Annotated in this window: 15 protein-coding genes; 9 read left to right on the top strand and 6 right to left on the bottom strand. The window is 39.4% G+C overall.

All coding sequences use genetic code 11. The features are described 5' to 3' along the window. Positions 1-2: 2 nt before the first annotated feature. The 4 genes from BQ5338_RS01160 to BQ5338_RS01175 all read right to left on the bottom strand — a co-directional run bounded on the left by BQ5338_RS01160 (position 3) and on the right by BQ5338_RS01175 (position 12,084). A complete protein-coding gene (locus BQ5338_RS01160) occupies positions 3-2,219 on the bottom strand; it encodes a glycoside hydrolase family 3 C-terminal domain-containing protein (RefSeq protein WP_071145007.1) in 2,217 nt (738 codons plus the stop codon). Between the two features lie 32 nt (positions 2,220-2,251). Continuing rightward, positions 2,252-4,696, bottom strand: coding sequence for a glycoside hydrolase family 2 (locus BQ5338_RS01165; RefSeq protein ID WP_078063401.1), 2,445 nt, complete (start codon positions 4,694-4,696; stop codon positions 2,252-2,254). Between the two features lie 199 nt (positions 4,697-4,895). Next, positions 4,896-7,757: a TIM-barrel domain-containing protein gene (locus BQ5338_RS01170; protein WP_071145008.1), complete on the bottom strand. Its 2,862-nt coding sequence runs from the start codon at positions 7,755-7,757 to the stop codon at positions 4,896-4,898. Positions 7,758-7,908: 151 nt separating this feature from the next. Then, a complete protein-coding gene (locus tag BQ5338_RS01175; RefSeq protein ID WP_071145009.1) occupies positions 7,909-12,084 on the bottom strand; it encodes a hybrid sensor histidine kinase/response regulator transcription factor in 4,176 nt (1,391 codons plus the stop codon). A gap of 181 nt (positions 12,085-12,265) precedes the next feature. Here BQ5338_RS01175 and BQ5338_RS01180 point away from each other — a divergent pair, with 181 nt between their 5' ends. Next, entirely contained in the window at positions 12,266-13,681 is a 1,416-nt protein-coding gene (locus tag BQ5338_RS01180) for a sialate O-acetylesterase (RefSeq protein WP_071145010.1), read from the top strand. Positions 13,682-13,735: 54 nt separating this feature from the next. Further along, entirely contained in the window at positions 13,736-15,736 is a 2,001-nt protein-coding gene (locus BQ5338_RS01185; RefSeq protein WP_071145011.1) for a glycoside hydrolase family 97 protein, read from the top strand. A 458-nt stretch (positions 15,737-16,194) separates the two neighbouring features. Here the strand turns inward: BQ5338_RS01185 and BQ5338_RS01190 are convergent, their stop codons facing one another. After that, positions 16,195-16,605 (bottom strand): BT0820 family HAD-type phosphatase, encoded by a 411-nt coding sequence (locus tag BQ5338_RS01190; RefSeq protein ID WP_071145012.1) that lies wholly within the window; start codon positions 16,603-16,605, stop codon positions 16,195-16,197. A 99-nt stretch (positions 16,606-16,704) separates the two neighbouring features. On the opposite strand from BQ5338_RS01190, the gene BQ5338_RS01195 reads away from it, so the two are divergent. The 4 genes from BQ5338_RS01195 (at position 16,705) to BQ5338_RS01210 (ending at position 19,546) form a co-directional block, all read left to right on the top strand. Next, positions 16,705-17,622: a cation diffusion facilitator family transporter gene (locus tag BQ5338_RS01195; RefSeq protein WP_071145013.1), complete on the top strand. Its 918-nt coding sequence runs from the start codon at positions 16,705-16,707 to the stop codon at positions 17,620-17,622. Positions 17,623-17,659: 37 nt separating this feature from the next. Then, positions 17,660-18,241 carry a Crp/Fnr family transcriptional regulator gene (locus BQ5338_RS01200; RefSeq protein ID WP_071145014.1) on the top strand — a complete coding sequence of 194 codons (582 nt, stop codon included), beginning with the start codon at positions 17,660-17,662 and terminating at the stop codon, positions 18,239-18,241. A 234-nt stretch (positions 18,242-18,475) separates the two neighbouring features. Continuing rightward, positions 18,476-19,108, top strand: coding sequence for a YiiX/YebB-like N1pC/P60 family cysteine hydrolase (locus tag BQ5338_RS01205; RefSeq protein ID WP_235816353.1), 633 nt, complete (start codon positions 18,476-18,478; stop codon positions 19,106-19,108). 33 nt (positions 19,109-19,141) lie between these two features. Beyond that, a complete protein-coding gene (locus tag BQ5338_RS01210; protein WP_071145809.1) occupies positions 19,142-19,546 on the top strand; it encodes a DUF4878 domain-containing protein in 405 nt (134 codons plus the stop codon). A 101-nt stretch (positions 19,547-19,647) separates the two neighbouring features. On the opposite strand, the gene BQ5338_RS01215 is transcribed toward BQ5338_RS01210, so the two are convergent. Further along, complete coding sequence (locus tag BQ5338_RS01215) at positions 19,648-20,526, bottom strand: helix-turn-helix domain-containing protein (RefSeq protein WP_071145810.1); 879 nt, start codon at positions 20,524-20,526, stop codon at positions 19,648-19,650. Between the two features lie 172 nt (positions 20,527-20,698). On the opposite strand from BQ5338_RS01215, the gene BQ5338_RS01220 reads away from it, so the two are divergent. Genes BQ5338_RS01220 through BQ5338_RS01230 form a run of 3 tightly spaced genes read left to right on the top strand, consistent with a single transcriptional unit; the run spans position 20,699 to position 26,124 of the window. After that, positions 20,699-21,724, top strand: coding sequence for an efflux RND transporter periplasmic adaptor subunit (locus BQ5338_RS01220; RefSeq protein ID WP_071145016.1), 1,026 nt, complete (start codon positions 20,699-20,701; stop codon positions 21,722-21,724). Further along, positions 21,721-24,813: an efflux RND transporter permease subunit gene (locus tag BQ5338_RS01225; RefSeq protein ID WP_071145017.1), complete on the top strand. Its 3,093-nt coding sequence runs from the start codon at positions 21,721-21,723 to the stop codon at positions 24,811-24,813. Before BQ5338_RS01220 ends, BQ5338_RS01225 begins: the two co-directional genes overlap by 4 nt. A gap of 39 nt (positions 24,814-24,852) precedes the next feature. Beyond that, on the top strand, positions 24,853-26,124 hold the full coding sequence (locus tag BQ5338_RS01230) for a TolC family protein (protein ID WP_071145018.1): 1,272 nt from the start codon (positions 24,853-24,855) through the stop codon (positions 26,122-26,124). Positions 26,125-26,126 lie beyond the last annotated feature (2 nt).

The raw sequence follows: 26,126 nt of genomic DNA on the forward strand, positions 1-26,126 counted from the left end.
ATTTATTGCAGCGAGAATTCTATCTTAGAGCGGATATCAGTAGATGAAGAACCTATATATACTTTGAACTTACCAGCCTCAGCGATCCATTTGCTAGCTTGGTCATTATAAAACTTCAGATCATCAGCAGTTATTGTGAAATTCACCACTGTCTCTTCACCAGGTTGTAAAGCAATCTTTTTGAATCCTTTAAGTTCTTTCAACGGGCGGACAAGAGTGCACTTTTCATCTCCAATATAAAGTTGAACAACTTCTTTACCTGCTATTTTTCCTGTATTCTTCACCAGAATAGTCACTACAAGCGAATCACCTTCGGCCATTGCCTTATCCGAAATAATCGCTTTCCCATAACTAAAATTCGTATAACTCAATCCATGGCCAAAAGAGAACAAAGCAGGAATCTTTTTAGTATCATGCCAACGGTATCCTACTAGAATATCCTCCTTATATTCCTCATTAATGCTATCACCAGGATAACATATCTCTCCGAAAGAGTGTGCTGCATTATCTTTTAATTTCACAGGAAAAGAGAAGGGTAGCTTACCACTAGGATTAACCTCTCCACTCAAGACATTGGCAATAGCATTACCCGACTCAGATCCTAAGTACCAAGCCTGCAAAATAGAAGAAACGTCTTTCACCCAAGGCATCTCTACAGCATTACCACTTATGAGGACCATCACCATCTTCTTATTTACTTTCAACAAGCCATTGATTAGTTCATTCTGCCCGAAAGGAAGTGCATAACTGTCACGGTCTCCCGCTTCACAGTCTTGCAGATGATTTTTATTTAGCCCGCCAATGTAAATCACTACATCAGCATCCATTGCTTGTTTAATAGCCTCTGCACGAAGAGAATCAACTACTGAAGCAGGAATCTTATCTATATTCTCATACATCACCCGGCCAGACTCATATCCTTTAGTATAAACCACCTTATCGCCATACTTAGCCAGCAAACCAACTAAAGGAGAAACTTCTTTTTTTACTTTCAAAACAGAAGAGCCTCCACCTTCGGTCAACCGGCGAGTAGCATTCTCTCCCACCACCAATATTTTATGATATTTTGCTCCATCCAAAGGAAGCAATGCTGGTATTTTTTTAGAAAGCGGATCATTCTTCAATAACACGATACCCTCTTCGGCTACTGTACGAGAAACCTTGTAATGCTCTTCTGAAGTGAATGAACCCCATGGCTTCTTACTATTCATTGACGTACGGAAGATTAATCGCAAAACACGACTAGCTTTATCATCAATGGTAGACATAGGCACTTTACCTTCTTTAAGCATCTTTAGATAAGCCTTTGCTAAGTAATAATCATCATAGGTAAACACCGATTCGGAGGTCAAGCCATTGGTGAACGAACCCATCTCAATATCCAGACCATTGAGCGCAGCCTCACGAGTATCGTGTGCACCTCCCCAATCAGTGATCACGGCACCATCAAATCCCCATTGCCCTTTTAATATATTCTGTAGTAATAGCTCACTATGACAGGCATGCTGGCCACGTACTTTGTTATATGAACCCATAATACTCCACACGCCTCCTTTTTGAACAGCTGCCTTAAAAGCAGGCAAGTAGATTTCGTACAAAGCACGATCACTCAGCTCTACATTAATATGTCCACGCCATATTTCTTGATTATTAAGTGCGTAGTGCTTCACGCAGGCCGATACCCCATTCTTTTGAACTTCTTGAATATAAGGAACTACCATCGTCGATGCGAGGAAAGGATCCTCACCCATATATTCAAAATTACGTCCATTAAGTGGAGTACGATACATATTCACCCCAGGGCCAAGTAATACATCTTTCTTCCGATAACGTGCCTCCTCACCAATAGCTTTTCCGTAGATAGCAGACATATTAGGATTCCATGTGGCCGCCAAACAAGTTAATGCCGGAAATGCCGTACATGAATCGTTCGTCCAGCTGGCCACTCCCCAAGAATTCCACAAAATCTCTTCACGTACCCCATGCGGACCATCGCTCATCCATAATTCGGGTATTCCCAAACGAGGAACTCCCGAAGTACTAAATTTACTTTGAGCATGACAAAGTTTCACTTTCTCTTCCAGAGTCATGCGACTAAGCGCATCTTTAACTCTATCTTCTATCGATTTCGTATCATCCAGATATACCGGCTTTTGTGCTTTACCTGGCAAAGCAAATAGAATTGCCATAACAAACACTGTGATCAGTTGTTTTTTCATTAGTATAATATTATTAAGTCAATTTCCCACTTTCATTTACTTGCATTGAGCATAATTGTTGATTCAGGTAAACCTTCCGAAACTGCTTTTAGCTCAATCCGTCCTTTTTCTCCATTATTTTGTAAAACCACCAAGCATTTGCCATAAAAGGCTTTTCGCTGTGGTGCTTTGAAACTCTCCAAAGAAGTCGGACTACCATTGTCCACTCCAGCTATAAAAGCTGAGCCACTTATGTTAAAGTTAACTAGATTATCAGCTTCCGGACAAAGATTACCCTTCTTATCAAGTACCTCCACTGTTACAAAACTAAGATCCTTTCCATCAGCAGTAATCGTTTTACGATCAGCTGTCAATCGCAATTGAGCAGGATCACCAGCCGTATGAATTTCACGAATTAGCACTTCTTTTCCGGCTTTACGAGAAACAACCTTTACCGTTCCAGGTTCATAAACAACTCTCCAGTTCACATGATAGACATCCTTTGCTTTTCTCTTTACTCCCTGAGACTTACCATTTATGAACAATTCTACCTCATCGGCATTATTATAATAAGCCCACAAATCTACTGTTTGCCCCTTTTTCCAATTCCAATGTGGAAATAGATGAAGTACATTCTTATCCGCCCATTCACTTTGATACATATAATAAACATCTTTTGGAAATCCAGCAAGATCTATGATCCCAAAATAAGAACTATGAGCCGGCCACCAAAAAGGAGTCGGCTCCCCAATATAATCAAAGCCTGTCCAAACATACAACCCACTGATAAAATCATTGTTCTTCACTAGACGCCAAACATCTTCGTGCGTTGTACCCCATGGAGCATGACAATTGTCGTAAGATGAACAAGAATAACTATCATCATGAAACGGCATATCCCAACGAACAGGCCATATATACATAGAATCACTTGGCATACGGTAATATCCGCGTGTCATCAATGCCGACGTAGCTTCTGTTACGATAAAAGGTTTATTAGGGAAGTTCTTAGGAACATCCTTAAAATACGTTTCATGATAATTGAATCCAATAATATCCAATGCGCCCGAACGAAACAAATGGTTATTAGGGTCCGGTTCATTATTGCCTGCAGTTACCGGCCGTGTTGGGTCGAGTTGTTTAACCATATCCGCCAGCTTTTTAGTTAACAGTGAATTTATGCTCATCTGCTTTCCATCGGTAGCCAGAGTATTAGGATCACGCTTCATATTCAATAAAAGATTTGCTGCCTGAATATCGAGTGTATCTGCATCAGCGTTTGTCCATTGTTCCAACACCTCGTTACCAATACTCCACATAAAGATGGATGGATGATTACGATCTCTGGTGATGTGATCTGTCAGATCACGTTCGTGCCACTCATTAAAGTAGCGAGAATAATCATATGTCGTCTTTCTCTTTCTCCACATGTCAAAAGTTTCATCCATCACAATAAAGCCCATGCGATCGCAGAGATCAAGCAGTTCAGGTGCAGGTGGATTATGACTGCAACGAATAGAGTTACAACCCATATCACGTAGAATTTCCAACTGACGCTCCATAGCCCGCACATTTACTGCTGCACCTAAGCATCCCATATCATGGTGTTGACAAACTCCCTTAATCTTAAGTCGTTTGCCATTCAAGATAAAGCCCTTCTTTGCATCAAAAGAGAAATTGCGAATACCTATCGGAGTTTTATAATCATCTACGACCTTCCCATCAACCTTTATCTCTGTTCTCAACGTATAGAGATACGGGTTATCCACTTCCCAAAGAACAGGTTTTCTTACTAAGATATCTTGCTTTATTTCTGTCGTAGATTGTTTCTTGATAGTTACTGAAGCAGAAACGGTCCGCGTTATTTCTCTCTCATTGCTATCACAAAGTATGGATATAAGTTCGGCATTAACAAGCTTTTTTGAATCATTCCGCACTTTCGTTGCAACAGTTACTGTAGCAGCTTCTGTGCTTACCGAAGGAGTAGTCACATATGTTCCCCAAAGGTCGACATGCACATCATTTGTTATTGTGAGCCAAACGTTGCGATAGATACCTGAGCCACTGTACCAACGTGAATTAGGTTGTTCGCTATTGTCCACACGCACTGCTAGTACATTCTTCTCCCCCTGTTTGATGTAAGGAGTAAGGTCGTGGCGAAAAGAAATATACCCATAAGGACGCGTACCTAATGAAATACCATTAATAAATACCTCGGCATTCATATATACTCCATCAAAATCAATATAGACTTTCTTACCAGCCATAGAGGCATCGGGAACAAATGATTTACGATACCAGCCAATGCCTCCAGGCAGAGCACCACCACCGCATCCGGCAGGATTCTTTTCATCGAATTGGCCCTCTATTGACCAGTCGTGAGGAAGAGTCAACTTTCGCCATTGTGAATCATCAAACATTGGATTAGAAGCTTCCTGAGTATCCCCAAGATGAAATTTCCATTCGTTATTAAAGCTCACCCGCTCACGAACCACCATAGAAGAAGCACATGCCGTAAACAGAAATGATAATAATAAAGTCGACCCAATAGCTAATAAAAGAGTTATTATAGCTGCCGATTTTGAAATCCATCCAAGATTGTTTTTATAAAAGCCAAGATGATTCTCCGAAAAGCTGATAACTTTCTGCTTAAAAAGACTGCCATCTGAAGGATTCTGTATGCTCATCATTCTCTTTTTAAAGTTTCACACTCGTTTTTGTGCCGTTGTACTTCACTACTTGACCCTTTACATTCAGATTAAAAGCCTGTGGATTTGTTTTGCTGATCAGCACCACATTAAATGAACGCTCCTTAAGCATTCCGGAAAATTGACCCTGCCGTTCTCCAATAGTCAGCGAATGAGTAGCTTCATCATAAGTAAAGGGAATGGTGGCATATTTACCTTTCTCATAGTTATAATTTACACCTTCATCCTCATACAAAGTAAACGAACCGTCTTGTCCGGCATACACATACAACGTTATCTTATCCGCCGGCTTTTCATCGCTATACTGCATATCTGGTCCGTATGGAATGATAGCTCCTTCACGTGCATAAAGTGGAATACGCTCATAGGGTGCCTGTACTTTCAATTGCTGACCGCCAGAGATGTATTTTCCGGTATAGAAGTCATACCAACCTGAAGTTTTTGGAAAATAGACTTCCCTTTCACGTGCACCATACGTATATACAGGACATACCATCAACGCAGGTCCAAACATATATTGATCGCCAATATTATTCACTTTCGTATCTTTCGCAAAATCCATAACAAGAGCCCTCATAATGGTATAGTCATTAAAGTACGTCATTCCTGCCATAGAATAGATATACGGCATCAGGTTATAGCGAAGTTTTGTATAATACAGTATTGATTTATAAGCAGGATGGTTCTCCGGAGCAATGTTCCATATCTCGCGAAAAGGGAATTGTCCGTGTGCACGAAAGAGGGGTGCAAAAGCACCAAATTGGTACCAACGAGTATTCAACTCTCGCCATTCCTTATAATCCGCATTTTCCTTACCCGTCTTATTGAATTCGTACTGCCCTTGTTCGTATCGTTTTTCCACACAGAACCCTCCAATATCCATTGTCCAATAAGGAATGCCACTCATTGAAAAATTTAACCCCGCAGAAATTTGCGCTTTCATATCCTCCCAGCGAGTAGCAATGTCGCCACTCCAAGTGGCAGTAGAGTAACGTTGCAGTCCAGCAAATCCTGAACGGGTAAGTAAGAACACACGCTTATTAGGATCTACTCCACGTTGCCCGTCATAAATAGCTTCCGCATTCATCAGTGCATACGTATTGAAATACTTTGTGGAAGGACCTAATGCTGTAGGACCACAAAGTTTTTTGCGATACGCCATGTCCGTGCAGTCGCGCACATTAGGCTCGCTAGCATCCATCCACCATGAATCAATACCCAACGAATAAAGATGATCTTGCATCTGTTTCCAGAACAATTTACGTGCACCGGCACTATATGCATCATAAAAAGATCCAACATACCCCGGACCTACCCAGTCGCGTATACTATCTTTCACAGCCTGCTGATACATCCATCCTTTGTCATTAAATTCTTTATAATGCTCAGTCGTTATATAAAATTTAGGCCATACAGAAATCATCATCTTAGCATGCATAGCGTGGATAGAGTCGACCATCCCCTTTGGATCGGGAAAACGAGATTTATCAAATTCATGGCTACCCCATGCGTTTTCGGGCCAGTAATTCCAGTCAAGTATAATATTGTCAATTGGAATCTTTCGTCGGCGAAATTCTTTTAACGTGCCCAAAATTTCCTCTTGAGTTTTATAACGTTCGCGGCTCTGCCAATAGCCCATTGCCCATTTGGGCATTATCTGCGACTTCCCGGTAAGTGTACGATATCCGGCAATCAACTCATCCATTGATTTGCCATAAACAAAATAATAATCAATCTCATCGCCCATTTCGCTAAAAATAGCCAATTCATTTTGTATCTTCTCGGGCAATGGAGAAAGCACTCTTAGTCCACAATAAGACACAACCCCATCCGGTTTCCATTCAATGCGTATAGGAACACGTTTATTCGCTTCCATCTTCACAGTAAACTTATAGCTATTTGGGTTCCACGCCGTACGCCAACGTTCAGGTACTATCAGCTGATCATTAACATAGACCGTCACATAACCTGCATAATAAAGTTGAAAATGAAAATCGCCACTCTCTTTCGCTTCTATTTCACCTTGATAAGTGACATTAGCTCCATCAAGAGGAAAACCTTGTGGCAAATTCTTTATTGATTGAATATCTTCATAACAAATGGCCCCTTCCAAACGAGTAAGCGCCTGCATCTTTCTTTGAGGTGCAGGTACATATGTAGCTGTAAGCCCACCCTTCACTCCTTTATCATCATAAAGCGTAAATGTCTCATTCAGTTGTGCGTAATCTCGTTCATCACCAAAGCGACTAAGCGAATAATTATCCCACAAGATACCGTAGTTTTTATTGGACAAAACAAAAGGTACAGATACCTTCGTATTATATTGGAACAACGACTCGTTTTTTCCTTTATAGTTAAATTCATCTGATTGGTGCTGCCCCAAACCATAAAAGGCCTCATCGTTGGTAGATTCAAACACCTGTCTCATAGCGTATCCCTTGGTGTTTTCCACTTCAATAGGCGTAAAACTCTTACCACCCCCTTTATGCTCACAAAGTATGGTCTTCCCTTCTAAATCGGTGAATGTCACTTCTCCTGTTTCCGTGCTCACCATAGCATGCAGTGCAGCCGTAGAAACAACTACTACTCCATCTTTTTCCTCTACAGAGAATTTCCCTGTAGATTGCCAAGGTACGATGATTAAACTCTTTGTTGTAGAAAACGCATTGTCAGGAGTTGCTGAAACATGAATTACCTTATCGTTAACCACTTCCAACCTCACCAATCTTACATCGGTTAATTGTTTTTGATTTAACTTCACGATTACGCCATCCGTCGTTTTCTCATACCCTGCATAAGCACACGAAGCAAATAATAATCCTGCCAAGAAACAGAGATGTGTGTTCTTCATCTTACTCTATATATTTAATTGATTAAATTCTATGGTCGTAAAAATACAACTTTAACACAACTCCAACACAATTCTTTGTGTTCTATTCAGGGTTCATTTGTTTTGCATAGGGTTATTGTATGTTTCATCATAGGGTGTACTTTGTTAAAAATCAGATTTTCGTTTTTTCATCAGGCTCTTTTTTCATGTTTGCCAGATAGGTAGAAGGCAACATACCAAATTCATCTCTAAAGTATTTGCTGAAGTATTTCGGGTTATTGAAACCTACTTCATAAGCAATTTCAGAAACATTTTGTTGACTCTCTCGAAGTAACTGCGCAGCACGTTTCAAACGTAGAGTTCGTATAAACTCTACTGGCGATTTTCCGGTAATATGCATCAACTTCTTGTATAAATGCACTCTACTCATTCCTAGTTCTCTACTCAACTCTTCCACAGAAAGTTCACTTCTCGATATGTTATCTTCCACATATTGAATTGCTTTTCTTATCAACTTCTCATCCAGTGGGGTAATTGTTATCTCGCTTGGTTCCGGATCGATCTGTTTACTAAATTTTTCTCTTCTGTTCTCTCTATTTTCAAGTAACTTCTTAATGCGAAGAGACAAAATTTCAAAGTTAAATGGTTTAGTGATGTAATCATCTGCACCAGTCTCTAATCCCTCTAACTTATGCTCTTCCGCCGTACGTGCCGTGAGTAAAAGTAATGGTATATGAGATGTACGTACATCATTCTTTACCAGTCGACATAATTCGCATCCATCCATTTCCGGCATCATCACGTCGCTAATAATTAAATCAGGCTGAAGTTCGGGTATTACCATCCATGCTTCCCGACCGTTTCCTGCTTCACGGATACGATAGTGCACTTTCAGACTCTCTTTCATAAAAGAACGAAAATCATCATTATCGTCTACTAATAAGATCAGCGGAATTTCTGTTTGTTTTTTTGTAAAACCTTCTTCTTCTTCAATAGAAGAAATATGTTCCTCCTCCCCATTTAATATAATCTCTTCGGTCAAAGTTGAATTTACTAAGTCTTTTACCTCTTCCATAGAACGGACAATAACCAATGGGATAGTGACTACAAAAACACTTCCACCACCTTCATTATCACATATAGATATGTCGCCATGGTGAAGCAGCACAAATTCCTTCACCATATGTAGTCCAATGCCACTTCCACCAAAATCGTGCGCATCACCATGCTGAACCTGATAAAATCGTTCAAAGATCCGATCTTTGTCTTCGTCTTTAATACCCAAACCCGTATCCATCACTCTCAACTCGAGCTTAGTGGGCACTGCTCCATCTTCCGTTGACAATCCCACTACAACAGTAACCTGTCCCCCTGCATCTGTAAACTTAAATGCATTTGAGAGTAAGTTCATCATAATCTTGTTCAGTTTATCCTCATCAAAATCCATCACTAACTTTTCTAGAGAAGTAATAAACTTTAGTCGAATAGTTTTTTTACTTGATAATTCAGCAAACGACTGGCACGTTGCACGAATGCACGACACAACCTCTCCTTTTCCCAAATTCAATCTATTTCCTTGTACATCACTTTTTCGAAAATCAAGTAATTCATTCACCAAATTCAGCAGACGCATTGCATTTCTTTTCATCAATACCAACTTCTGCCGGTATTCTTCATTATCGATATTTTTAATTAGATGATCCATTGGAGCAATGATCAACGTAAGCGGTGTACGAAGTTCGTGACTAATATTGGTAAAGAAGCGTAGCTTCATGTCATCTAGTTCGTGTTTGCGCTCAGCCTCTAATTCCATTTGTCGCATTTTAAATCGATTACGCTCGCCGCGTAATATCATTGAGCGAGCTAGGATCAAAGCTCCCAGTAATAATATTGCATATATAATGTATGCCCACATTGAACGCCACAAAGGGGGTCTGATTACAATTGTAAGCATGGCTGCTTCTTCATTCCAATAACCATCACTATTAGCAGCCTTTACTTTAAGCGTATAAGTGCCTGGTGCCAGACTGGTATACGTTACTTTATGCATACTCCCGTCTACCACCAGCCAATCTGAATTAAATCCTTCTAACTTATAAGCATATTTAGCTTTCTCAGGCAAAATATAATTCATTCCGGAAAAAGAAATAGAAAATATATTCTGCCGATAATCCAATTTTATTTCTTTTGTCTGATTCAATGCTTGTGTCAATATTCGGTTCCCACTATACACCGAGTCTATCTTCACTTCCTCATTAAACAGCGTCAATCCCGTAAATATGACTCTAGGCAATATTTTATTGTATACTATCGCATCCGGATAGAAGTAGTTAAATCCGCTAACGCCTCCCATTATAATTTCTCCACGAAGCGTTTTAGTCATTGAGCGTATATTGAACTCTCTACTTTGCAAACCATCCAACTCATCATAATTATTATACGAGAAACTGTAATATCCAGTCTTTGGATCTGTGTTTACAACAACATTAGAAACTCCATTGGCCGTAGTTACCCACATGTTTTTATTGTTATCTTCAATCACAGAAGAGATCATCTCATCTACCAATCCATCGGCCTTATGCATCACATATATTCGATCATTTTTCTGATCATATGCATTTAGCCCATCACGCGTAGCTATCCAAAGAAGGCCACGACTATCTTCATATACCTGATTTACGTTGAGACTCGAAAAACGTTGATTGCCGGCCCTATTTCCCATCAAAGGTTCAAATCGTCGCGTATCTTTGTGATAAATAGTTATTCCTATTGCCGTACCAATATAAAGATCCCCATTTTTGCCTAAACACAAAGAACTGACGTAATCCGAGCTAAGATACTTCCTTGTGCGATAAGTCACAAATTTCCGTGTAGTCGGGTTGAAACATTGTACGCCGCCCCCTAACATACCAATCCAAATTAGTCCTTTTTCATCTTCAACAATAGACCATACATTATTATTGGCCAATGAATTCGGATCATTCAGATTGTGTTGATAATGAGTAAATGTTTGGCCATCAAAACAATTCAGCCCCCCTAAATACGTTCCAATCCATAATTTCCCATCTCTAGCTGCACAAAGACTAACTACAATATCACTCGATGGTGAAGAAGGTACACCTTGTTTATGTTCATACAATACTTTCTTTCCGGTATTCCTATTCATACAAATCAGTCCGCTGCCATTTGTACCAATCCACAGATCTTCATGAGCACCCTCCTTCAGAAAAGTAATGTCACTATCAAAGTTACTTTCCTGTTTGAAGTAAGACAGATGTTCCACCCCGAATTTAAAGATACTCTCACTATAGTATGAAACACCCTTTTTATAGGTTCCCACCCAAATAATATTCATATCATCGCAATAAATGCAGTTAATGCAGTTGTGAGAAAGGGTACGCTCATCAGAAATATTATTCTGCAGATTAATCTGCGCGCCAGTCTTTTTATCTATAATATCAATGCCACCATGATCTGTAGCCAACCAGAGCTTTCCATGAGCATCTTCAACAATATCCTGAACCACATTACTCGACAAACGATAAGGCTTACTGTTATCGCTATTATTTAGCCACTCCCAACGTTCTTGCATCGGATGAAACAGCCACAATCCAGAAGCCCCTTTGGAATACACCCAAAGATCTTCATCCGAATCAATAAATAAAGAATATTTATTGGATCTAAAACCTGGCGAATGAAGTCGTATATGGTTATATCGTTTTATCACGCGTCCTACATTCTTATCTACACATTCTATCAATCCATCATTAAAAATGAACAATCCTCCAGTCTTACATTCAGAGATATCAGTCACTAAAGCTGAACTTAATCCATTTTTCCCTCCCTGAGGATAAGTAATAAGTTGACCATCTGCCACTTTATATTGAAATCCTCCTGTTCCGGCAACATAAAACCATAAATTCTTAAGCTTATCAATGTGTACTAATGTAGGTATGTGGTTAATGCCATATTTTCTCATTACAGGAAGCATGTCACTCAAGAAAATATCTTTACGAACGTTATACAACGCATATCCTGTTGCCGTATGAATCCACAAATTTCCCTCAATATCTTCCTGAATATGATCTACATAATTATCATGTAAAGACCCTGCTTCATGCTCTTTGTGACGATATACTTTATAATTATATCCATCAAAACAATTGAGTCCTCCAGCTGTAGCAAACCACATAAAGCCTCTACTATCTTTAAAAATATAGTTTACCTGATTGTGAGACAATCCATCTTTAGTCTCCAAGTGTTTGAACATGTAGTTTTCTTGAGCATTGGCAAAGCGAGTACACACCAATATAAAAATGGCGAAAGCATAAAAAAGAGGTGTTTTCATAATCCGGTTATTTATTTGCTGAATGCAAACATCGTGAAAAATCCTCACTTCTCAAACAGAAGGTGCTAATACTTTCTTATTATTTTATAATACTTTATTAATAGTTATTACTATAATCCATATATTCTCATTATATTCGTAAATAATTATCAACCATTTGTTATTTCTAATTCAATATTCCATGAAAAAAAAAGTTATTTATTCTCTATTACTTACCCTCTTCACTTCGGCTCTATGCGCCAAAGTACAGTTGCCGGATATTCTAAGCAACAACATGGTATTGCAACAAAACACACAAGTAAAACTTTGGGGTAAAGCCAAAGTAAGTACTCCTATTACAATTAAAGTATCGTGGAAACAACAAGCATACACCACCCGTAGCGATGCTGATGGTCGTTGGTTGTTATCCGTCAACACTCCTAAAGCCAGTTACGCTCCTCAAAGCATCAAACTCAGCGATGGAGAAACGACCGAATTAAGCAACATACTCATTGGTGAAGTTTGGTTTTGTTCCGGACAATCAAACATGGAGATGCCACTCAACGGTTTCACTAATTGCCCCATTCTGGATGCTAATGAATCCATAGCCAACGCTTCAGAATACCGCATGGGGATTCGCTTTGCCACCGTACCTAAAACAGCGGCTCTCACTCCTCAGGAGACTTGTGCCGGAAAATGGCAGGAATGTAATCCTGAAAATGCGCAATGGTTCAGCGCCACTGCTTACCACTTTGCTACTGCCTTGCACACTGCGCTCAATGTTCCCATAGGAATCATTAATTGCAGTTGGGGCGGATCAACAGTAGAAGGTTGGTTGCCCGAAGATATTCTGAAAAACTATCCTGACATTGATCTAAAGAAAGCCGGAAGCAAAGATGGAGCTGAATATATGCAACCGATGATCATGTATAACGGCATGCTCAAACCGCTTCAAAACTATACCATCAAAGGTTTTCTTTGGTATCAGGGAGAGTCAAATATAGGTAAACAAGCCACTTATGCCGAGCGCCTGGCCACTATGGTCAATCTTTGGCGTAAAGAGTGGGCATTGGGCGAACTACCTTTTTATTTTGTAGAAATTGCACCTTTTCAATATGGTGAAGGAGATATAGCTGCTTACTTACGTGAAGCTCAATTCAAAGCGCAAGCGCTCATCCCTTCAAGTGGTATGATCTCTACCAATGATTTGGTAGAACCTTATGAGGCAGGCAATATACATCCACGCAACAAAACTTTAGTTGGTCAACGCCTTTGTTACATGGCACTAAGCCGCACTTATGGCATAAAAGGAATATCAGATCATGGTCCGGCATACAAGTCGATGGAAGTTAAAGAGGGAAAAGTTATACTAAGTTTTGACAACGCAGCAGATGGATTCAGTCGGATGCAAGATATCGTGGGATTTGAGATTGCCGGAGCAGATAAAATATTCTATCCTGCTAACGCTGTAGCCGACTGGAATCAACACATCATTGTCAGCAGCAGTAAAGTAGACACTCCTGTAGCGGTACGCTATGGTTTCCGTAACTTCTTGCCAGGTAACCTCTACAATCATCGCGAACAACCACTCTATCCCTTCCGAACAGATAATTGGTAAGGGAGAATTTGCAAAACGATAGGTATCTAATTAATCTAATAGAAATCGACTCTAATGAATAAACTGAGAAATCGACTCTTCATCTTATGTAGTTTGCTTTCTTGTGCTACTTTCGCACAGAAACAATATGTGCTCACCTCACCGGACGGACGAATAAAAACGACCATAGAAGCAGGCAACAAACTAACTTATTCCATAGACCACGACGGAGAGATTCTTCTAGAACCTTCACCACTTTCTTTGATGTTAAGCACAGGAGAAGTATGGGGAGAAAATGTCGGCAAAGCAAAAAGTAAAACCAAGCAGGTGAAGCAAATAATCACCTCGCCGTTTTATAAAAGAAGTCAGATTGGGGACGAATACAATGAGCTGACACTTACCTTCAAAAAACAATGGAGCGTAGAGTTCCGTACTTACAATGATGGAGTGGCCTATCGATTCGTCAATGCTCGTAAACAGCCTTTCACCATTCAAAGTGAGACAGTGGCTTATTGTTTTGGTAAAGATTTCAAAGCTACCGTACCCTACGTAGCTCGCGGCAATGACGGAGACTATGAATCTCAGTTTGCTAATTCCTTTGAAAACACCTATACTACCAGCCAGATTTCTGCACTCAACAAAGAGAGATTGATGTTTCTACCCTTAGTGGTAGAGGTTGATGGAGGAAAGAAGATTTGTATCACAGAATCCAATTTGGAAAACTATCCGGGTCTCTACCTCACCAATGCTTCAGGAAACAACACTCTTACAGGTGTTCAACCACAATATCCCAAAAAGACGGTACAAGGTGGGCACAACATGCTCCAACTCATTGTTCAACAGCGTGAACATTATGTAGCGAAAGTAGATAGGCCACGCAGTTTCCCTTGGCGAGTAGCTATTATTGCGGAAACCGACAAAGAACTGGCCAACAGTGATATGACCTACAAGCTAGCTTCTTCTTCACGAGTAAGTGATACCTCATGGATTAAGCCCGGCAAAGTTGCGTGGGATTGGTGGAATGACTGGAACATTTACGGAGTAGACTTTGCATCGGGTGTCAACAATGATACTTACAAATATTATATTGATTTTGCTTCTGCTCATGGCATCGAATATGTTATTTTAGACGAAGGTTGGGCTGTCAATCTCAAGGGCGATCTTACTCAGGTAGTGAAAGAAATCAACGTCAAAGAACTAGTTGACTATGCCGCTACTAAGAAGGTAAGTATCATCCTTTGGGCAGGTTTCTATGCTTTCAATCGTGATATGGAGAACATTTGCCGTCTCTATTCTGAAATGGGAGTTAAAGGATTTAAGGTTGACTTCATGGATCGGGATGATCAGGAAATGGTGGCCTTTAACCAACGCGCTGCAGAAACATGTGCTAAATATCACCTTATACTCGATCTTCATGGCATGTATAAGCCTGCCGGAATGAATCGCACCTACCCTAACGTGCTCAATTTTGAAGGAGTACACGGTCTGGAACAAATGAAATGGAGTCCTGCTAGTGTAGATCAGGTGAAATATGATGTAACTCTACCTTATATTCGTCAGGTAGCCGGACCAATGGACTATACACAAGGTGCAATGCGAAATGCCGCTAAAGGAAGTTATTTCCCTTGCAACTCAGAGCCAATGAGTCAGGGTACACGTTGCCACCAATTAGGCATGTACATTGTGTTTGAGTCACCATTCAACATGCTGTGCGATGCACCATCCAACTACATGCGCGAACCTGAATCGCTGGCCTTCATTACTGGTGTCCCAACCGTTTGGGACGAAAGCAAAGTTCTTTCTGGTGAGATGGGTAAATACATTGTCACGGCCCGTCGCAAAGGTAACAGCTGGTACATTGGCGGCCTGAACGATTGGAGTCAGCGAGACATTACGCTCGATCTTAGTTTTCTGACAAACAAAAGCTATGCTGCTACATTGTTCAAAGACGGAATAAATGCTCATCGTAACGGACGCGATTACAAAAAAGAAAGCTTCACCATCACTCCTGATAAAAAGTTGGAAGTTCATCTTGCACCCGGTGGGGGATTTGCATTGCAACTGGAAGGAGAATAAGTTTTGGTAGCAATGTAGTTTAGTTAAGCTCATTATCACTATTTATTTACATATAATACAATCCAAACAGATCTAACTACTTCAGCGCGGTGAATTAACTAGTTAAGCGTGGTGAACTAGTTAATTCACCGCGCTGAACTAGTTAGTTCAGCAGACCCCTCTCACAACGCTTGTAGAGAGGCATTGAATGATTTCTTGAAAATTGACAAATAGCTCACTAAAAGCTTCATTAGAGTTCATTCCAAGTGTAATGCGCTTAATTAAAAGACATCGCTATTAAATACGTCTATTACTGTTTTCGGAAGTGGAAAAGTAACGGCTTGATATTGGTTTGATAGACAGCGGTAGTATGAGAGTTCCCGAAATGGGAATAGATAGAATATACTAGACCAACACGCTGATCTAGTATATTATGTAAGACGAGAATTATCCGTAAACTAGAATTTCAAAAAAAGAGATCAGAACCACCAACGTTTTTTACGAGCCACAGGTTGTTCCGGCATATCGCTATACACCTCTTCAAAGCCAACTTTCTCTTTTATCATCCGGTAAATTACTCCCCAATCGGGTAAACCACCCAAGTTACGGTCATCAATAAATAAATCCACTTTTAGCTTTCTCGAAAACCCATTATCTTCAAGGCTTTCCTCCGGATAGTCTTTGTTCACAGCATAAAACTCAATACCCCTTTCCCGGCACCATTCCACTGCTTCATCAAGCAGTCGACCTTCGCGTACCGTCCACATAATCAACTTATGCCTATCTCGTTGAAGCATCTTCAACGTATCGATGGCGAATGGGATTTCCTTTCCTATCTCTGGATAACAGTGCTCTACGAGCGTTCCGTCAAAATCTACAGCAATTATCATTGTCTTAAACCTTATTCTTTAAAAATTGAACTTTCGGCAAAATTACACAAAAAATCTATGAATACTGTTATCTTTGTACCTTCTTACGCATAAAATAGAATGAAAGAGAGAGAAAAGATTTTAATTCGTGCCTCGTGGGTCAGTATAATCGGTAATGCTATTTTGTCCATTCTTAAAATGGGCATTGGCTTGTATGCAGGCAGTTTAGCCGTATTAGGAGATGGGATTGACTCTGCTACGGATGTTGTTATCTCTTTTGTCACTCTATTCACCGCACGCATTGTGAGTCGTCCTCCTAACTCTAATTATGCCTATGGATACGAGAAGGCTGATAGCGTGGCCACCAAAGTGCTCTCTTTTGTCATCTTCTTTGCAGGCATACAGATGCTTATTTCTACAGGTAAAACGATTATTTTAGCAGAGCCTCGAGAATTACCATCGGTCATAGCTATCTACGTTACCGTATTATCCATGGTGGGAAAGTTAGGATTAGCATACTATCAATTTAACCAAGGCAAACGAGCCGAAAGTTCCATGCTTATAGCCAACGCAAAAAACATGCGCAATGATGTGATCATTTCTAGTGGCGTTTTACTTGGCTTGGTGTTCACTTTCATACTTGACATGCCTCTTCTCGACTCTATTACTGGTTTAATTATTAGTTTGTATATCATAAAATCGTCTATCGATATTTTTTGGGAAAGCAACGTAACCTTGATGGATGGCGTAAAAGATACTTCTATTTATAAAAAGATATTCGAAGCTGTTGAACAGGTGCCCGGAGCCAGCAATCCTCATCGGGTGCGTTCACGTCAGATAGGAAACATGTATATGATTGTGCTTGATATTGAAACCGACGGTAACCTTACGCTCAACGAAGCACACGAAATATCCAACGAAGTAGAGCATAGCATTAAGCGCTCTATAGAGAATGTGTACGATATCGTGGTACATGTAGAGCCTAAGGGCAAACATCATCAGGAAGAGAAATTTGGCTTGAACAAAGATATTTTATAAAAGGATTAATTTTCATAACGATCAAAAAAAAGAGGATATGGAAATGATGAAAGAGACAATAGATGCAGTAGTCAACTCTAGGTATCCGGAAATGAGCCTGGAAGGACGAAAGATATTGGAAAGTGTACTAGTGCAACGTAATCTGAATAAAGGCGAAATGCTGATTCACGAAGGACAAACAAGTAGACACATGGTCTTTGTTGCCAAAGGAATGCTTCGCCAATACTATTTCAAAAACGGTAAAGAGGTTACTGAACACTTTTCTTACGAGGGTTGCATCTTAATGTGCATTGAAAGCCTACTCAAGCAAGAACCAACCAGATTAGTAGCTGAAACGCTGGAACAATCCATCGTATACCTCCTACCCTATGACACCTTACTTAAGCTGACCGAAAATGTGAAAGAGATTAATATCTTCTATCGAAAGGTATTGGAATATTCACTCATTACATCCCAGATAAAGGCTGATTCCTGGCGTTTTGAAACTGCACGCGAGCGCTACAACTTATTAATGAAAACCTATCCGGAAGTCATAAAGCGGGCTCCGCTATCATACATTGCTTCTTATTTATTAATGACTCCAGAAACATTAAGTCGAGTTAGAGCAGGAAGTCTATAGAAAAATATTGTTCGGGGCATTATTTGATTTATGTCAAATGCCATTTGAAATAAACCACTTATCTTTGCATACACAAAAGGTAGTTTTAAATAAGGATAAAGATTAGTTTTTAGGTAACAATTTCAAAAAAGGCAATATTGCAATTAGGCAATATTGCCTTTTTTCTTCTTTCACTGTACCATTCGAAATAAATTGTATATATTTGTTTTTCTCAAGAAATAGCAATTTAGCATATTGAAAAGAACGAAAACAAATCTTATATTCATAGTAATATTTGCTTCCTCTTTACTCTCAGGATGTAATCACGGCAAAGAAGAGAATAATAACAGGCGTCAATTTCCAGATAGCCTTTTGCAAGAAGGTGACATCGTTTTCCGACGGGGAAGCGGTTTGGCAAGTAGAGCGATATTAAGTACCGACAGAAGAGGAGTATACTCACATATTGGCATTATAGTAAAGGATAAAGGGATATGGAAGGTAGTGCACGCTGTACCGGGGGAACCTGACTTCAAAGGAGATCCAGATAGAATAAAAATGGAAACAATTGAAATCTTTTTCAGCAAGCAAAGGGCAATATGCGGAGCTATAATGCGAGTAAAGAATGAACCCTTAAAAAGCAAGAACGCAGCAAAAGAAGCCATACGTTTATTAAAAAAAAGAGTCTTATTCGATCATGACTATAATCTTGAAGATTCGACAAAAATGTATTGCACTGAATTAGTCTATTTTGTATACAAAAAAGAGAGAATAGACCTTTCAAAAGGAGAATATAGTAAGATAAACATACCGGGATTTAATGAAAGATATTTGCTGCCGGGGGACATACAACAAAGCGATAAACTGAATTCTATATTTCATTTTGAATAAATCTTCATTTATTAACCTACAAAAAATATGTTTATGAAAAATGTTTTTTATTTAGGATTATTTGCCATGACCATGTTTCTGGCAACAGCTTGTTCAAGCGATTCTCCAGGGGCAGCCGCAAAAAAATATGCCGGTTATATTCAATCAGGAGAATATGATAAATTTGCAAATGCCATTGTACTTGATGAAAAAGCTAAACCGGAGGATGTTAAAAAGAGTAAAGAGATGATTGTAGCTCTGCTAAAAGAAAAGGGATCAAAATCCATTGAAGAGAAGGGGGGAATCAAAACCATCGAAATATTATCTGAGACAATATCTTCGGACAAAAAATCCGCTCAGGTTGTATTGAAACAAACCTATGGGAACGGAGATACGGAAGACAATAACTTTGATCTTGTAAAACAAGATGGTACTTGGAAAATCGTTATGAAAAAATAGAATAAAGAAATAATAAAGAAAAGACATTCGCTATATAGATTCGAAATTAGCTTTTGGCATGCTCCGTATAGCGAATATCTTTTTCATGCAATAAAGCCAAATTACGCTCTCCGATATTGCTTAGGAGACATACCCGTATAATGCTTAAAGTATTTACCAAAAAAAGACTGATTTGAGAAATGAAGATCTTCAGCTATTTGCTGAATATTCATATCAGATGACTTCAACAATGCTTTTGCTTCAAGAATCACAAAATCGTCAATCCATTCTCCTGCAGTTTTACCGCTGGCTTCTTTTACCACCCAAGAAAGATGTTTAGGGGTAAGAAACAGTTTCTTCGCATAATAAGTGACACTCCTCTCCGACTTGTATAACGATGTTACTTCATTGAGAAATTTCTCAAAAATTTCTTGCTGACGATTTGGTGCGTTATCCACCAAATTTATATTTGGAGCACAAATGTTATATAAATCATAAAAAAGAGACAGTAACAAACCTTGAGCTATCTCTTTGCGGAATATATTATTAGTCATCTTCACTTTTTTCCATAAAAAAGAATGATATTCAACCATATCGTCGATTTCTTCTTGAGTAAGATCAATGCATGGATGGCTCTTAAGATAAAGGAATAAAGGAAGAATTTCTTTAAGACGAGGTAGGATGGTATCCATAAAAACTTTTGTAACGACAAGAAATACACCTGAGAAATCAGACGAGAGACTTACACATTGTACAATCTGATCGGGTAAAATTATGAGTATTTGCCTGGTCGATAACATATAATCTTCCAGATTGACTCCTACACGGCAATTACCACTTAGGCAAACGGCCAAAACAACCACATCTACTCTAGTAGGATACTCCAGTAAAGGAATTTCCGTGATATCATTAAATATAGCAAAATTATTATCTATAGAATCCATATTTCGACAAGCCTGTGCCACAGAAATATCCATCATAGGTATCGTATTTATTTCCATTCCCATCATTTTTGCTGCAAACATATATAATCTTTTCGAAGATGCCAAATGCAAATACCCTAAAAACAGACAAATAGAACAATTATAATGAGAACAAGAACTTTTATAAGGAAATAAAAGGTACCATCTTTGCACCGCTTATCTTAATATAAATCACTAATAACAAATAGGTATGAAACTTTCAGCTTACGTGAGTATTGTAATATGTGCCATTCTCTTCTCAAACTGCACAAGAAAAAGAGGCCAATCTGAGACTGATAAAGTAACTACAGTAAAGGTGGTAAAAGTAACCACAACAGCCATACAAAATGGGAGAAATTATGTAGGAACTGTAGAAGCAAATTCTTCATCGTCTTTAAGTTTCCAAGTAATAGGCAACGTAAGCAAAGTTTTAGTTAGCGAAGGTGAAAGAGTCACTAAAGGGAAATTGCTCGCTACACTAGATCGAGCAACTTTGCAAAACACCTATAATGCATCACTGGCTACTCTAAAGCAAGCTCAGGATGCCTATGATAGAATGAATATATTGCACGAGAGTGGTAGCCTTCCGGAAATAAAATGGGTAGAGGTGGAAAGTAAGCTACAACAAGCACAAAGCATGGAACAAATTGCACGAAAAAACGCAAAGGATACCGGATTATATGCGCCTTTCAGCGGAGTAATTGCCCGAAAGAATGTTGAGCCGGGAATGAACGTAATGCCAGGAGTGGAAGTGATGCAACTAGCTGATATCAATAGTGTAAATATCAAAATAGCTGTACCCGAAAATGAGATTACAGGCATTGAAAAAAAACAAGTGGCAAGCATATCCGTAGCAGCTTTAGGTAACCGGCTTTTTGAAGGAATAGTCTCGGAAAAAGGCATTGTAGCTAACCCACTGTCACATACTTACGAAGTGAAGATAAAGTTGACTAACGCCCAACAAGAGTTGATGCCTGGAATGGTATGCAGCGTCACATTGAGGAGAATGGATAAGAATCCGGAAATAATTATTCCGAATAGTGTTGTGCAGTTAAAACCCGAAGGAACACGCTTTGTATGGCTATCAAAAAACGGAAAAGCTACACTCAAGGTAATACAAACCGGTGCGTTGACGCAAAGGGGTATTATTGTTACTAAAGGATTGGAACAAGGAGATTTGGTTATCACAGAAGGAAACCAAAAAGTGAGTGAAGGAACGAAGATTGTAGTAAGATGAAAAAGAAAGCGGGATTTATAGAACTGGCAATGAGATACAGACAAATCGTCATTCTCATCACTTCTTTATTGGTGCTTTTCGGCATATATGGATTATATATGATGCCTAAACAGGAATTTCCCACATTTACTGTACGGCAAGGATTGGTAATAGGAGTTTATCCGGGGGCTACATCAGATGAAGTGGAAGAACAACTAGCCAAACCATTGGAAAACTTTATATTTAGCTACAAAGAAGTCAAGAAAAGGAAAACTTACTCGCAAAGCCGAGATGGGATAGTTTTTATTAATGTAGAGTTGAATGACAATATAAAGAACAAAGACGAATTCTGGTCTAAATTCAAACATGGACTGGCTCAGTTTAAAAGTCAGCTACCTTCAGGAGTATTGGCTTTGCAAGCTAACGATGATTTTGGAGATACATCGGCTATGTTAATAACATTGGAGTCGGAAGATAAAACCTACAGGGAACTAGAAAAATATTTAGAAGGCCTTGAGAGTCGATTAAGAAGAATAGATGCAGTGTCAAACTTACGCCGCTATGGTTTGCAAAAAGAACAGATAAGCGTCTACGTAGATCAAAAGAAACTGGCTGCTTATGGCATAGGAAGCACTACCCTCAGTATGAGCCTATTTTCACAGGGATTTATCACCATGAGTGGCGCGGTAGACAATTCGCAATTCGTAGCGCCTATCCATATTGCAAAATCATATAACAGCGAACGAGATATTGCCGAACAGATCGTTTACTCAGACCCACAAGGAAATGTTATCCGCTTAAAAGATATCGCTCGCATTGTGAAAGAGTATCCGGACCCGGACTCCTACATCAAAAACAATGGAAAGAAATGCATCTTGTTATCCATGGAAATGCGTGAAGGGAACAACATTGTAAAGATGGGCAAGGATGTAAACCAAGTATTGGATGAATACAAAAAGGAACTGCCGAATGATGTGAAAATATATAAGATTACTGACCAATCTCAAGTGGTAGGTGACTCAGTAAGTACATTTTTGGAAGAACTCTTCATCGCCATCATTGCCGTAATTTTGGTTGTAATGGCTTTGATGCCATTCAAGGTGGCAACTGTAGCAGCTTCAACCATACCTATTTCTATCTTTATTTCATTAGGGCTGTTCTATGCATTCGGCATAGAACTTAATACTGTGACATTGGCTGCGCTAATCGTAACGCTAGGCATGATTGTGGATAACTCCATTGTTATCCTTGATTCGTATTTGGAAAAAATTGGCGAAGGAGTCTCTCGCTGGCATGCCGCCATAGCGAGTGCCAGAGAATTTCTCAAGCCTATATTTTCGGCTACACTGGCCATCAGCATCACATTCTTTCCATTTTTATTCACCACAACGGGCATGTACAATGATTTCTTGAAGTCATTTCCATGGGCCATCAGCATTATTCTGGCTGTATCTCTACTAGTTGCTGTGCTACTAGTACCATTTATGCAGTATTTCTTTATCCGAAAAGGCCTCAAAACTCAGGAAAAAAAGAAAAAAAGGAACTTTCTCGACTTGATGCAAAAAGGATATGAAAAATTACTTGATTTCTGCTTCATATGGCCTAAAGCAACATTGGCTATTGGAGTGGGATGCATACTAATAGGAGTCTTACTGTTTGCCAATCTTCCTCAACGCCTTATGCCTATTGCAGAGCGTAATCAATTTGCCATAGAATTTTATTTACCTAAAGGGGCCGCTATTGAACAAACAGCTGCAGTAGCAGACAGTATGGAGCATATTTTGAAACGAGATAAGCGAGTGGTTTCCATAACTTCTTTTATCGGAACTAGTTCACCAAGGTTTCACACCACCTATGCTCCCCAATTACCGGGAAGTAATTATGGTCAATTTATAGTGAATACACAAAATAACAAAGTTACAGCAGAATTATTAGATGAATATAGCGAAAAATACTCCAATTATTTTCCTAACGCACGAGTGCGATTTAAGCAAATGGAATATTCCGATGCTACCTACCCCATCGAAATACGCATTAGTGGAGATAGCATTAAAGACTTGAAACAAGCTGCCGATTCGTTATTGAAATGTCTTCGAAAAATAGATGAACTGACACTTCTGCGCACCAACTATGGTGAGCAACTTCCAGGCGTAAACATTAAGTTAAATGATGACGAGGCAACCCGACTGGGAATAAGTAGAACTAGTGTTTCCATAAATATGGCAATGCGCTTTGGGGATGGTGTTCCGCTAACAACAGTATGGGAAAAAGATTACCCGATAAGTGTCGTTCTGAAGTCAGACAGAGGCACAAAAGAAGCAGACTTTGAAGATATTCCAAATGAATATCTACCGGCGTGGGGAGGTGGAGTTTCAGTTCCATTAAGACAAGTCGCTACTACAGAAGGCGATTGGAAAGAAGGACAAATTGTACGACGGAATGGAGTACGAACCCTTTCTGTGATCGCTGACGTAAAACGAAATGTGAATGTCACTGCCACCACTGCAAAACTAAAAGCAATCACAAGTAAGGTAGCTATACCTAAAGGAGTTACGTTATCCTACGGAGGTGCCGAAGAATCAGATAATGAAACTTTGCCTCAAATTATTGCAGCTTTGCTTATTGCGGTTGTCATCATATTCTTCATTCTTCTCTTTCATTTTCGAAAGATAAACATGGCACTACTTATTTTGGGGTCAACCACGCTAAGTTTGTTGGGTGCAGCACTAGGTGTTTGGATATTGGGGTTGGAAGTGAGTATGACTGCGATTTTAGGCATCGTGAGCTTGATGGGTATCCTTGTGCGAAACGGCATCATCATGCTCGACTATGCGGAAGAACTACGCAGAGAGCAAAACCTTAGTGTTCGGGAAGCTGCTTTGCACTCGGGAAAAAGAAGAATGCGCCCTATCTTTCTCACCTCTGCCGCCGCATCAATGGGTGTGATTCCTATGATTTTAGGTAAAAGTGCTTTATGGGCTCCTATGGGAACTGTCATATTCTTCGGCACCCTGCTGTCAATGGTGCTAGTGGTCACGGTGCTACCAGTAGCCTATTGGATCATATTTAGAAACAGCGACCGAAAGAAGGTCAAAACATTCATTCAATAAACAAAAACAGTTTATTTACTCATAAACAAATATTGAAAAATGAAAAATAAAATCATCCTGACTATACTCATGGGGATATGTAGTTTTACGCTAGCTGCCCAACAACGATACACGCTAGAACAGTGTCGCAAACTAGCCCTAGAAAATAATATAAGAGTAAAAAATTCACGCTTGGAGATAAAAAGCGCACATCAAACACAGAAGGAAGCATTTACTAATTTCTTTCCTAAAGTTAGCGCCTCAGGAAACTGGTTTAATGCCAATAAGGCGTTATTGAATATGCAACTGGCTCCCGGAATGGAAATATCAATGCTGAAGAACGGTCTCCTAGGTGGGGTTACCGCCACTCAGCCAATTTTTGCCGGCGGACAAATCGTAAATGGCAACAAACTGGCAAAATTAGGTGTAGAAGTAAGCGGTTATCAAATGGAACAATCGGAAAAGGAAGTCCTACTCACTACTGAACAATACTATCGACAAATAATCTCTTTACAAGAAAAGCTAAAAACGATCGAAATAGTAGAACAATTAGTTAATAGCTTGTATAAGGATGTAGAGACAGCGGTAAAGGCAGGAGTAAACAATAGAAATGATCTACTACAAGTACAACTAAAGAGAAACAGCGTAACTAGCAATCGGCTGCAAGTAGAGAATGGGCTTAGCATCTGCAAAATGTTGTTAGGCCAATACATTGGTTTGGAACAAGATAATTTCAGCATCGAAACAACTCCTTTTGATGAGCTGTCTTCTCCTGAGATTTACAAAACTGACCACAACTCAGCCTTGATAAAAACGCCCGAATATCAGTTGCTAAATAAAAGTGTGGAAGCTAGTCATTTGCAAAAGAAAATAGCCGCAGGCAAATATATGCCTACCGTGGGGATAGGTGCTGGATATATGTACGATAATCTAATGGATAAAGATCACCCTTTTGGTATAGTTTTCACCACCATTTCTGTTCCTATATCTGATTGGTGGGGTGGCTCTCATACCATCAAAAAACAGAATCTACAAACTACAATTGCTGAGAACAATCGAAAAAATTCATCCGATCTACTGATTATTCAGATGCAGAAGCTATGGAATGATTTAACCGAATCATACAAACAGGTGAAATTAGCTGAAGAATCTGTTATAACAGCTACTGAAAATGTACGATTGAACACGGATTACTACAAGGCAGGTACGGTAACTCTAAGTGATCTATTAGATTCGCAAATGTTGCTGCAACAAAGTCGCGATCAATATACAGATGTTTATATGCAACATCTAGTAAAGCAAACTCAGTACTTGCAAGCAACAGGACGATGAGT

This window comes from Bacteroides ihuae (assembly GCF_900104585.1).
GTDB lineage: Bacteria > Bacteroidota > Bacteroidia > Bacteroidales > Bacteroidaceae > Bacteroides > Bacteroides ihuae.

What these genes read in the sequence shown, in the direction of transcription:
- BQ5338_RS01230 (WP_071145018.1), top strand. Translation starts at nt 24,853, where the DNA reads ATGAAAAATAAAATCATCCTGACTATACTCATGGGGATATGTAGTTTT.
- BQ5338_RS01160 (WP_071145007.1), bottom strand. Translation starts at nt 2,219, where the DNA reads ATGAAAAAACAACTGATCACAGTGTTTGTTATGGCAATTCTATTTGCT.
- BQ5338_RS01215 (WP_071145810.1), bottom strand. Translation starts at nt 20,526, where the DNA reads ATGGAAATAAATACGATACCTATGATGGATATTTCTGTGGCACAGGCT.
- BQ5338_RS01165 (WP_078063401.1), bottom strand. Translation starts at nt 4,696, where the DNA reads ATGGTGGTTCGTGAGCGGGTGAGCTTTAATAACGAATGGAAATTTCAT.
- BQ5338_RS01225 (WP_071145017.1), top strand. Translation starts at nt 21,721, where the DNA reads ATGAAAAAGAAAGCGGGATTTATAGAACTGGCAATGAGATACAGACAA.
- BQ5338_RS01170 (WP_071145008.1), bottom strand. Translation starts at nt 7,757, where the DNA reads ATGAAGAACACACATCTCTGTTTCTTGGCAGGATTATTATTTGCTTCG.
- BQ5338_RS01175 (WP_071145009.1), bottom strand. Translation starts at nt 12,084, where the DNA reads ATGAAAACACCTCTTTTTTATGCTTTCGCCATTTTTATATTGGTGTGT.
- BQ5338_RS01190 (WP_071145012.1), bottom strand. Translation starts at nt 16,605, where the DNA reads ATGATAATTGCTGTAGATTTTGACGGAACGCTCGTAGAGCACTGTTAT.
- BQ5338_RS01185 (WP_071145011.1), top strand. Translation starts at nt 13,736, where the DNA reads ATGAATAAACTGAGAAATCGACTCTTCATCTTATGTAGTTTGCTTTCT.
- BQ5338_RS01200 (WP_071145014.1), top strand. Translation starts at nt 17,660, where the DNA reads ATGGAAATGATGAAAGAGACAATAGATGCAGTAGTCAACTCTAGGTAT.
- BQ5338_RS01195 (WP_071145013.1), top strand. Translation starts at nt 16,705, where the DNA reads ATGAAAGAGAGAGAAAAGATTTTAATTCGTGCCTCGTGGGTCAGTATA.
- BQ5338_RS01210 (WP_071145809.1), top strand. Translation starts at nt 19,142, where the DNA reads ATGAAAAATGTTTTTTATTTAGGATTATTTGCCATGACCATGTTTCTG.
- BQ5338_RS01180 (WP_071145010.1), top strand. Translation starts at nt 12,266, where the DNA reads ATGAAAAAAAAAGTTATTTATTCTCTATTACTTACCCTCTTCACTTCG.
- BQ5338_RS01220 (WP_071145016.1), top strand. Translation starts at nt 20,699, where the DNA reads ATGAAACTTTCAGCTTACGTGAGTATTGTAATATGTGCCATTCTCTTC.